At 41.3% G+C, this 10,719-nt stretch carries 9 protein-coding genes and 1 pseudogene; 4 read left to right on the top strand and 6 right to left on the bottom strand.

Going from position 1 to position 10,719, the window contains the following annotated elements:
* Positions 1-10 precede the first annotated feature (10 nt).
* Together ACIQ6T_RS04780 and ACIQ6T_RS04785 are read left to right on the top strand one after the other, a co-directional pair.
* Complete coding sequence (locus tag ACIQ6T_RS04780; protein ID WP_395784763.1) at positions 11-520, top strand: hypothetical protein; 510 nt, start codon at positions 11-13, stop codon at positions 518-520.
* Between the two features lie 72 nt (positions 521-592).
* Positions 593-1,693, top strand: coding sequence for a hypothetical protein (locus tag ACIQ6T_RS04785; protein ID WP_395784764.1), 1,101 nt, complete (start codon positions 593-595; stop codon positions 1,691-1,693).
* Positions 1,694-1,933: 240 nt separating this feature from the next.
* Here ACIQ6T_RS04785 and ACIQ6T_RS04790 read toward each other — a convergent pair whose 3' ends face one another.
* Genes ACIQ6T_RS04790 through ACIQ6T_RS04800 form a run of 3 tightly spaced genes read right to left on the bottom strand, consistent with a single transcriptional unit; the run spans position 1,934 to position 5,290 of the window.
* Positions 1,934-2,986, bottom strand: coding sequence for a sugar phosphate isomerase/epimerase family protein (locus ACIQ6T_RS04790; RefSeq protein ID WP_395784765.1), 1,053 nt, complete (start codon positions 2,984-2,986; stop codon positions 1,934-1,936).
* A gap of 12 nt (positions 2,987-2,998) precedes the next feature.
* Positions 2,999-4,144 (bottom strand): Gfo/Idh/MocA family protein, encoded by a 1,146-nt coding sequence (locus tag ACIQ6T_RS04795; protein WP_395784766.1) that lies wholly within the window; start codon positions 4,142-4,144, stop codon positions 2,999-3,001.
* 6 nt (positions 4,145-4,150) lie between these two features.
* Entirely contained in the window at positions 4,151-5,290 is a 1,140-nt protein-coding gene (locus tag ACIQ6T_RS04800) for a Gfo/Idh/MocA family protein (protein WP_395784774.1), read from the bottom strand.
* A gap of 270 nt (positions 5,291-5,560) precedes the next feature.
* Here ACIQ6T_RS04800 and ACIQ6T_RS04805 point away from each other — a divergent pair, with 270 nt between their 5' ends.
* Together ACIQ6T_RS04805 and ACIQ6T_RS04810 are read left to right on the top strand one after the other, a co-directional pair.
* Positions 5,561-6,769: an MFS transporter gene (locus tag ACIQ6T_RS04805; protein WP_395784767.1), complete on the top strand. Its 1,209-nt coding sequence runs from the start codon at positions 5,561-5,563 to the stop codon at positions 6,767-6,769.
* A 100-nt stretch (positions 6,770-6,869) separates the two neighbouring features.
* A complete protein-coding gene (locus ACIQ6T_RS04810; RefSeq protein WP_395784768.1) occupies positions 6,870-7,469 on the top strand; it encodes a peptidylprolyl isomerase in 600 nt (199 codons plus the stop codon).
* Here the strand turns inward: ACIQ6T_RS04810 and ACIQ6T_RS04815 are convergent.
* The 3 genes and pseudogenes from ACIQ6T_RS04815 to ACIQ6T_RS04825 form a co-directional block, all read right to left on the bottom strand.
* Positions 7,428-8,243 carry a hypothetical protein gene (locus tag ACIQ6T_RS04815; RefSeq protein WP_395784769.1) on the bottom strand — a complete coding sequence of 272 codons (816 nt, stop codon included), beginning with the start codon at positions 8,241-8,243 and terminating at the stop codon, positions 7,428-7,430. The two genes, ACIQ6T_RS04810 and ACIQ6T_RS04815, sit on opposite strands and share 42 nt — an antisense overlap.
* Before the next feature lie 5 nt (positions 8,244-8,248).
* On the bottom strand, positions 8,249-9,685 hold the full coding sequence (locus ACIQ6T_RS04820; protein ID WP_395784770.1) for an MBOAT family O-acyltransferase: 1,437 nt from the start codon (positions 9,683-9,685) through the stop codon (positions 8,249-8,251).
* Positions 9,675-10,719: pseudogene (locus ACIQ6T_RS04825) on the bottom strand (sodium:solute symporter); the annotation flags it as partial. The gene ACIQ6T_RS04820 and the pseudogene ACIQ6T_RS04825, both read right to left, overlap by 11 nt.

The raw sequence follows: 10,719 nt of genomic DNA on the forward strand, positions 1-10,719 counted from the left end.
CCAAGTAAAAATGAAAAGAATCCTCTCCATAATGCTATTGTTTGTTCTCCTGTATCAAGCAGGTGGATTTGCATTGCGTTACGTTTCTCTGGATTCGAGTACATTTACTGCTGGAGAGACCATTGTCGTTGAAATGCCTATTTCATTGCCTTACGCAATGGATTGGGATGTACCACAAGAAGTTTCAGGTGAAATTCGTCAAGGGGATAACTTCTACCAGATGAAGGACCAACAGGTCATCGATGGTAAATTGGTCACAACGTTGGTGGCGGATCAAAATGCACGTGATCGTTTCTTGGATTTAGCTGCTCAAATGAATGAGCATATGTCGGACCAACCGGAAAAGGCTCCTGCCAAATCTAAATTAATCAATACGTTAGTGAAAGAATATTGTGCGCATGCGTCTGCATGGGTTCTTTATATTATGGAATGGCCTACTAGTTCGTTAGCGCCATCTCATTCCGTTTTAGCTACTACAGCGATCTCAGCTGATTTCTTCGCGCCGCCGAGGCAAGCTTAATTTTTTCGATACTCTTTATTTACCCTTGGTATTTATCAAAGGGTATTTTACGTATTTAAAATTTTAAGCATAATGAAAAAATATTTATTAGTACTCCTTTTGATTGGAGTATTGCCAAGTAGTGTATTTAGTCAAGGTTGTGTTGCTGTTCGAGGAATGAGTTGTTCAGTAGGAACAGGAACGAATGGTCATGCAATGATGCACCCGGGACAATGGCAAATTTCGATGGGATTTAGAAATCTTCATTCATACAAACATTACGTTGGAGCTGTTTATCAACCTCAACGAGAAGCTGCGGGTAATAATGTAATTAATGACCAACAAGCATTTGATTTTGGTGTAAACTATTCGGTTACAGATCGATTCTTATTGGCATTTAATTTGCCTTTGACGTTTAATAATCGAACGTCATTATATGAACATTATGGGAATGCTATAGCTGGGAATCCAATGCAAAAGCGTTTTGCTACACAATCAAATGGAATTGGTGATGCTAGAATAACAGCTTCTTATTGGGTATTGGATCCGATTGAACATATGAAAGGAAATTTTTCAGTTGGATTTGCGGTAAAGTTGCCAACAGGTAATTGGAATGTGCAAGATGAATTTCATAGACGTAGAACGGATGGTACAGACTATACAATTACTAAAGCTGTAGATCAATCAATTCAATTAGGAGATGGTGGTCTTGGGTTTAATCTGGAATTGCAGGGATATCAACAATTATTTTCACGTACATCTTTATACTATAATGGGTTCTATCTGTCTAATCCTAGAAATGTAAATTCAGCATCCAATGTAGCTCCCGATCGAACTGTAACTGATCCGATGGTGCAATATATGTCGGCGCCTGATCAATACGCAGCTCGTGTAGGATTAAATTATGTAGTTTCAGCTAAAGCTGGAATTGGTGCCACCTTGGGTTCACGCATTGAAGGTGTCCCTGCTTATGATTTGCTGGGAGGCAGTGATGGTTTCCGTAGGCCTGGTTACATTGTGTCTATTGAACCTGGATTGAGCTATTCCTCTTTGAAAAATACCTATTTTGTTTCAGTTCCCATTGCCACACATCGTAATCGAATTAAGAGTGCAAATGATTGGAAAACTGGTCGACACGGAGATGCTGCATTTGCTGATTATTTAATTTCAGTTTCTGTGACACATCGTTTTTAAATATTAGTAATCTAAATTTAGCTTACTGCCATTGGGATAGTATTTTATCAAGAATTTGATAATCGTACCAGCGGTTTGTGTTTCGTGCGTTTTTTCTGAAACTTAGCAGGTGGGGGTAAACGCTGCCGGGGTCGGAGACCCCGGCAGCGTTACGTTTTTTTAACTTTTACGCCAACAAAAAAGCCCATATGCGTTAGTATAAGGGCTTTTTATCAGTTTACTGGGATAGTCGAATATAGACTATAGGCCTAGAATCTTCTTATTCAGCTCTTCGTCAGCTCCCGTTCCCGCGAAATCATCAAACACTTTTTCAGTCGCCTTGATGATGTGGCTTGAAATAAAGGGTGCACCTTCTGTCGCTCCTTGAACCGGATCTTTGATGCAGCACTCCCATTCAAGAACAGCCCAACCGTCATATCCGTATTGTGTTAATTTCGAGAAAATGCTCTTGAAATCCACTTGGCCATCACCTAAAGAACGGAAACGTCCCGCACGGTTAATCCAAGATTGGTATCCTCCGTAAACACCTTGCTTACCTGTTGGGTTAAACTCTGCATCCTTTACGTGGAACATTTTGATCCGCTCGTGGTAGAAATCGATATATTGTCTGTAGTCCAATGCCTGCAACACAAAATGCGATGGATCATATAATAAGTTCGCGCGCTTGTGGCCTTTGACCTCATCTAAAAACATCTCAAACGTCACGCCATCATGCAAATCTTCACCTGGGTGAATCTCATAACATAAATCAACGCCACATTCGTCGAAGGTATTCAAAATTGGCAACCAACGGCGCCCTAATTCCTTAAATCCTTGCTCCACTAATCCCGCAGGACGTTGTGGCCAAGGGTAAACCGTGTGCCACATTAATGCTCCCGAGAACGTCGCATGCGCATTCAAACCCATGTTTTGGGACGCTTTCGCCGCATATTTTAATTGTTGGACCGCCCATTCGGTACGTGCTTTCGGATTTCCCTTAACCGAATCCGGAGCGAATCCGTCAAATCCTAAATCGTATGCCGGATTTACGGCAACCAATTGTCCTTGAAGGTGAGTCGATAATTCGGTGATTTGCAAGCCTTTGGCAGCCAACATCCCCACGATTTCATCGCAATAGGTTTTAGACTCTGCCGCTTTTTGCAAATCGATGCAGCGCGAATCCCATGAAGGAATTTGAACGCCTTTATAACCCAAAGATGCCGCCCACGTCGTGATGCTATCTAATGAATTGAAGGGAGCTTCATCCCCCATAAATTGTGCCAAAAATATCGCTGGCCCTTTGATCGTATTCATATTATTAACGGTTTAGATTTTAACCCACTTTTGTGAACGTGTCGAATCCAAGATACGCTCGCAAATTAATAGCTCGCGGTATCCGTCGGCAAATGTCGGGTATTTCGGATTTTCTGGTTGCTTACCTGCCTCAACAGCCGCATAAACTTCCTTGAATAATTGCTTCGATGTATCCGAGAATCCTTCATTGTGACCTCCTGGGAATGTCATTAATGCCGTCGCTTCTGGATATGCCAAAGATGGATCGCGCATTAACACTTGATTCGCTTGATCACGGTTACCGATCCACATTTCGTTTGGCGCTTCTGAGTTAAACGCAAATGTTTTGTTAGATCCTGAAATTTCTAATTTCAATTGGTTCTTACGTCCCGCTGAAACTTGAGATACCGTCACACAACCACGGTTTCCATTGTCGAAACGCAATAATACATTGGCATGATCCTCCGTATTAATAGCCACATCCGCATAATCTTCCGGTTGTAACATTTTACCTGAATACGTTTCCACCGGCTTCAAAGGTTTCTTACGTACCTTGTGAACTGTGTTGAAATCGGCCATTACTTCCACCGTTTTCAAACCTGTGATGTATTCAATCACATCCAATAAGTGAGATCCGATGTCCGCAATCGCACGTGAATCGCCTGATTTATCTGGCTCTAAACGCCAGTTGTAATCCGTATTATAGAACAACCAATCTTGCAAGTAGCTACCGATGATCGAATAAACTTCGCCCAAATCGCCTTTTTCACGCATGGTTTTCATTTGACGTACCAAAGGATAATAACGTAAGTTGAAGTGAACCGCATTCACCAAACCTGTTTTTGCTGCCAATTCCACTAACTCCTCAGCCTCATGTAAATCTTTGGCTAAAGGTTTCTCACAAACTACGTGCTTACCAGCTAATAAAGCGGCTTTTGATTGTGAATAGTGCAGGAAGTTGGGTGTACAGATGTGTACACATTGGATATCGTCTTGTTTTAATAAGTCTTCAAAGGTATACCAACGGCCAATTCCTAGTTGTTTCGCTTTTGCCTCGGCTAATTCAATGGTTACTTCACAAAGTGCAGCAACTTCGATATTGGGTAAGCGGCGAAGCGCTTCGATGTGTGCGGGTCCGATAAATCCGGTACCTACGATACCTACTTTAATTTTAGTCATGATCTATTATAGTTCAAATTTTGTCCATTTATTCTGGTTGTCTTTGGCGGAACGAACCACGTTCTCAATGAATGCCATGCCCATAATTCCTTCGTCAATGCCTGGGAAATCAAACATGGGATCTTGTGGTTTGCCAGCCCAACGGGCTCTTACGGCAAAAGCAAAGTTGCGGTAAATATTCGCAAACGTTTCTACGTAACCTTCTGGATGTCCGGCCGGTTGGCGTGAATGTGCATTCGTCGCTGCCGACAAATGACCTACTGCCGTACGAATCGTACGTGCTCCATCATCGCGTGTACGAATTGTCAATGTATTTGGCTCCATTTGATGCCACGTAATTCCTGCCTTGCTTCCGTAAATACGGAAATTGAAATCATTCTCTTCTCCGTTACAGATTTGTGAGCAATGTAAAACGCCTTTGGCACCGTTATTATAATGAAGCAAAATGTTGCCATCATCATCTAATAAACGTCCTTCCACGAAAATCGTCAGATCCGCGCAAAGTTCTGTGATATGTAATCCCGTGATGTATTCGATTAAGTTCTCGCAGTGCGTACCAATATCACCGATCGCTCCAGCAGCACCGCAACGCTCAGGGTCTGTGCGCCAAGCGGCTTGTTTTTGACCAGTAGCTTCCACTAAGTCAATTAACCAGCCTTGTGGATATTCGACAATTATCTTACGAATTTCGCCTAATTGGCCCGTGTCAACGAGGTGTTTGGCCTCTTTGACCATCGGATACGCGGTATAATTATGTGTCAATGCGAAAATCAAACCTGATTTATCGATGATTTTTTTCAGTTCTTTAGCTTCTGCCAAATTCAATGTAGCTGGCTTATCGCAAACCACATGAAACCCATTTTCAAGCGCAAATTTAGCTGCAGGAAAATGCACATGGTTAGGAGTAACAATAGATACAAAATCCATACGCTCGCCTTCTGGTAACTCTTTTTCCTTTAGGATCATCTCTTCATACGAACCGTAAACACGGTTTTCTGGAAGATATAAGGCTTCACCTGTTGATTTTGATTTCTCTGGATTGGAGCTGAATGCGCCACAAACTAATTCGATTTCGCCGTCTAATTGCGCACCTCTGCGGTGCACGGCACCTATGAAAGCTTCGGTACTTCCACCGATCATGCCCATTTTTAATTTTCTTCCGCGCCGACTAGCTGCTGTCGTGGATGTTCCACCTTGGATCATATGTTGATAGATTTAGATAATTACAAAAATAGGGCTTAATTTGATTAAATTACCCTTTCCAAAGAGCAGATTTCAAGAAATTTTTCAAAATAAATCATATTTTATGTCGGAATTTAAAAATCTTTTTGTTTTTTTGGTACGATTTTTCCAATTTATAATTTAATTTTTTTAAGATTACAAATTCTCTAACCTTTTAACTAAAACTAAACTATTATGAATCAAACTGTTAATGCCAATCGATTATTCTTGGCTTCTTGCTTCGCGCTCATTACGACTGCCTTTTCTTTTAGTATCCGGGCAGGTATTTTACCGCAGTTAGGAACGGAATTAAATTTATCCAATGAGCAATTAGGTCATATAAATCAAATGTGGTTTCTTGGTTTTCCTATTTCCATGATTTTGGGGGGTGTTTTTTATACCTCTATTGGGCCAAAGTTGATTATGCAAATTGCCTTAGTGGCTCACGCTTTAGGTATTTTACTGACCATTTATGCGGTTGATTACAACACCTTGTTGATTTCTACATTATTGATCGGTTTAGGTAATGGTTGTACCGAAGCAGCTTGTAATCCGATGATTGCTGATGCATATACGGGTAATGAAATGAGCAGTAAATTAAATCGTTTTCACATGTGGTTCCCAGGTGGAATTGTGGTGGGCTCGTTAATTTCAAAGTTCATGACTGATTCTGCGATGACATGGCAAGCGCAAGTTTGGGTTATTATCATTCCTACCGTTATTTATGCGTATTTATTCTTTGGACAAGCATTTCCAAAGCCAAGAGTCAGTGCAAATTCAACATTGGATAACTTTAAAGCCATGTTAAATCCATTGTATTTGTTTATGGCGGCATGTATGGCATTAACGGCTATTTCAGAATTTGGACCACAACAATGGGTGGGGCCGATTTTGTCCAAAGCAGGTGCTAGTCCGATGTTAATTCTCGCTTTAGTAACAGGCTTGATGGCTGTAGGTCGTTATTTTGCAGGTCCAATTATTGCTAAAATTAACACAATGGGTGTGTTATTGGTTTCAGCGATATTCGCATTAGCAGGATTATATTTAATGAGTACAATGTCTGGTTCAACTTTATATTTCGCTGCGTTTATTTACGCATTGGGAATCTGTTATTTCTGGCCAAACATGCTTGGTTATGTAGCCGAAACAATGCCACAAACAGGAGCTTTAGGGCTTTCCATTTTAGGAGGTATTGGTATGTTTTCTTCTTCTATGTTTCAACCAATCATTGGTAGTTGGATAGATGATAACAAAGCAGCTGCGGTAAGTAAAGGGTTGGTTGGCGACGTCGCTGATCTAGCTGCAGGGCAATCAACTTTATCAAATATGTTGCTTTTCCCAGCTATCTTGATTGTTGCATTTGCCGCTTTATATTTCTTTGGTAAGAAAGTGAAGACCGCATAATCTAGTAGTTGATAAATTTTAAAGGGAGCCTCGGCTCCCTTTTTTTTGTCCCAAATTCCCTATAGCTTTGGCAATCCTCCAAGGTTTGCCAAAGCTAGGTATGCGGTTCATATTTTTGTTATTTTTTGTAGTTGCTTGTAAGCCTAATTACAACGTTGATCCCACTCAAGTGGAAAAGGATTTACGTGCGCAATCCTCGCAATTTCCTGAAACTAAAATTCTAGGGGAAACCCGTCTAGGGAATTTTGAAATAACCTTAGCGAACGAAACTCCGCTGCACCGCATTAATTTTGTTCGTCTCGTAAAGATGGGCTATTTCACGGACCGCTATTTTTATCGGAACGTCTATGAAATAGGAATGCAAGGTGGTGGAGAATTTATGGATCGTTTGGCCTATCTAGTTCCTGCTGAATATCCAGATCATTTAACCCCTGACCGAGGCGCAATTGCTATGGCTCGCTATGATGAGGGAAATCCACAAAAAGCATCTTCGCCCACAGAATTTTTCATCGTTACGAATACGGAGCAAGCCGCTCGATTCTATAAGCAATATGTGGTTTTTGGTAAAATAACGAAGGGCTTAGCGGTTATTGATTCGATGCAAAAACAACGGTCATTCGATGAAAAACCTGTAATCCCAATTAAGTTCTCATTAAAATTAGCGAATCAGTCCAGTCATTTTCCATGGACTATCTTTTAAAAAATCAAATTGCTTTATGTGGATTTGATCCGACAGGAAATTAGCGGACGCATAGAAATACCATGAATCAATATAGCCAGGGATCCCTTTAAATTGGGTACGCGAAGCCATAACCTGCGCCTTGAAAACCTCATTAATCGGCGGAGATATAATCTGTAATACTGCCCCTTTTTGGGTGCATAATTGTTGCAATTGCAACACATATTCCCTCGAAATAGAAGAAAATAGCCTATTTTCGTCCGATACCCCCTCGAAAGATGGTGACCAATTGCTTGTTAATACCGGTCGGTATCGTGCCAAGAAATAAAAGGGAATTGCCTCAACCTGATGCTTCACCAGCTTACTAAACAAAGGCATATTTTCTTCCGTATAAAAAGGCTTCACAAAATAATGAAAGCTCAATGGGCTCGCTAAATTATTTTGAAAACTGAACGGATGATAGATTAATACTAAGGTGTCCACGGATGGATTTGCTGCCAGCGCCTGAACAGCAATCACATATTGTCCCGCCATCGAAATAGCCTGATTGGACGCGAGTGATACTAAGGCTGAATCATTCGCCAATGAATCCAGGACTTGTTTGGCAACGCTATCGCCGATCACCAACTTTCTCTTTTTAAGTTTGGATTTGCTCGCCGCAAGTACTTCATACACTTCCGTACCTGCCACATCCGTTTGATACCTTTTGGTCCAATATTGGAACTCGGGGTAAGCGTGGAAAAGTAGGGCAAAAACACCTAAAAACACCATTAAATCACGTAAGAAGTGTTTCATTGTCTTTAGAATTGAAAGTAAATAAACTGGTCATTCCCGCGGTAGAAATATAAGATTAATACCATCAAGCTGTAATAAAATGTCCATTTAACCCAGCGGTTTCTGATGGCATTGATTCGAACCAACGGACTAAGGGTATGTCGGCCTAACCACTCGATCCCCATAAATCCTACAATCAGAACACTCAAAATCACCAGATTTTTTCTACCTGAAATATCAGGTATCCAGCCGCCGTGTTGGACCATCCCCGCCAAATACGCGAATGCCTCCGAGATGCTTTTGGCTCTAAAAAACACCCAGAATATGGTCACGATACTGAACGTGATTAGTATCCGTAATCCGGAAACGAGTTTCGACTGAGACACCCACATAAATCGCTTGCTCACTGCTTGAGGCACTAAAAATAAGCCATTCAAGAATCCCCAAAAAACATAGGTCCAGCTGGCTCCATGCCACAAACCACTGACTAAAAATACCGTTAAGGTATTGCCGACCCGGCGCAATTTCGAGACGCGGTTGCCACCCAACGGGATATATAAATAGTCTCGGAACCATGAGGTTAATGAGATATGCCAACGCTTCCAGAATTCAGCCACGTTTTTAGCAAAATATGGAAAGTTGAAATTGTTCAGTAACTCAATACCAAACAGACGCGCGGTGCCTAATGCAATATCTGAATAGCCCGAAAAGTCACCGTAAATTTGGAAGGAAAACAAAACGGCTCCTACTATTAAACTAGCGGAATTCAGGGATTCTTGTTGGCCAAATATCTGATTCACATACACCGCACAATTATCCGCAATCACAATTTTCTTAAAAAATCCCCACAACATCTGTTGCAATCCGAAGATACTCTGCGCTCGATTAAACTTCTTTTCCTCCTTCAATTGTGGAATCAGGTGATTGGCTCGCTCGATCGGTCCTGCCACTAATAAAGGAAAGAAGCAGACGAATAAACCGTAGACCAGCATGTCTTTTTCGGGTTTGATTCGTTCCTTGTAAATATCTATGACATAGGACAGTCCGTGAAAGGTATAAAAGGAAATACCCACAGGTAACGTGATCAACAAAAGCGTGGGTTCCCAACTCCAATCAATCGACTGAGCTAAATCGGCCAAGCTAGAAACGAGAAAATTGTAGTATTTAAAAAATCCGAGTAGCGCAAAATTAACGCCTATACTAAGCCAAAACCATGTTTTTTTGCCCAAACGGCTCGATTTGTTGGCGACTTTTTGGCCTGAATAAAAATCTAAACTGGTCGAAAAAATGAGCAGCACGAGAAACCAAATATTCCAATAGGCATAGAAAAAATAGCTGGCGATCAATAAAATGGCATGTTGCCATTTGAGTTTTTGCTCGATGCCTTTGGCATAATGCACACCCCAAAACAGCGCATACACGATGGGAAGGAAGACAAGAAAGGAAAATGAATTAAACAGCATGCGCCCGCAATCGGTCTATTTGTTGCAAAATAATAGAAAAAATCATGACCAATAAGCAGCCGAGTACATTTAACCATAAGAAGGCCATTAACTCATAATACCACGCGACGATGACAATGATTTCGGCGAGCAATGCCGACCAGAATACATGTTTGCCTTCGGTTGCCGGTAAATAAAAGGCACATAAGAATATACCCAGTATCGTTCCATAAAACCACGAACCAAGAATGTTCACCACTTCAATCAAACTACCCATATTGGTCGCAAAATGAGCCACAATTAAACACAAAATTCCCCAGCCTAAAGTCGTTATTTTCGATGCCCACCAATAATGCTTGTTGCTTGCCTCGGGATTGACAAATCGCTGATACACGTCAACCATACTAGTCGAGGTCAATGAACCAAATGCGGATGCCATCGATCCCATAGACGATAACAAAATCATCGCAATCAAAAATCCAATGATCCCGATGGGCAAATGATCAATGATGTAGGTTAAGAAAATGTAATTGGTGTCATTGGGTTCAAAGGAAACGGCCGACTTCTCCATCGAGGAAACTGCTTCTTCGCGTAGTTTCAATTGACGCTCATGCAAGGAATTAATCTCGTTTTTCAAGGGCGCTACCGCAGTCGGGTTGTGGTCGATGGCATTGACTAATGCTAATTCGGCCTTTTTCTTGGCTTCAAATAAAGCCGTTTTCGCTTGATTGATTTGCTTCGCATCTGCCTGCTTCACCCAAACCGCCTCCGTATTTTTATTGAAAAACATCGGTGGCTCATGAAACTGGTAAAAGATGAAGACAAAAATACCCACAAGTAAAATGAAGAATTGCATCGGGATTTTCAGAAAGCCATTCAGCAACAGGCCTTTTCTACTTTGTGTAGCAGATTGTCCAGAAAGGTAACGGCCCACTTGGCTTTGGTCCGTTCCGAAATAGGAGAGTTGCAAAAAGAAACCGCCAATGATCCCTGACCAAATATTATAGCGATTATTCAAATCAAATTTCCAATCAATCAAATTGATCTTGCCCATT

The organism is Aquirufa sp., assembly GCF_044377215.1.
Classification (GTDB): Bacteria; Bacteroidota; Bacteroidia; order Cytophagales; family Spirosomataceae; genus Aquirufa.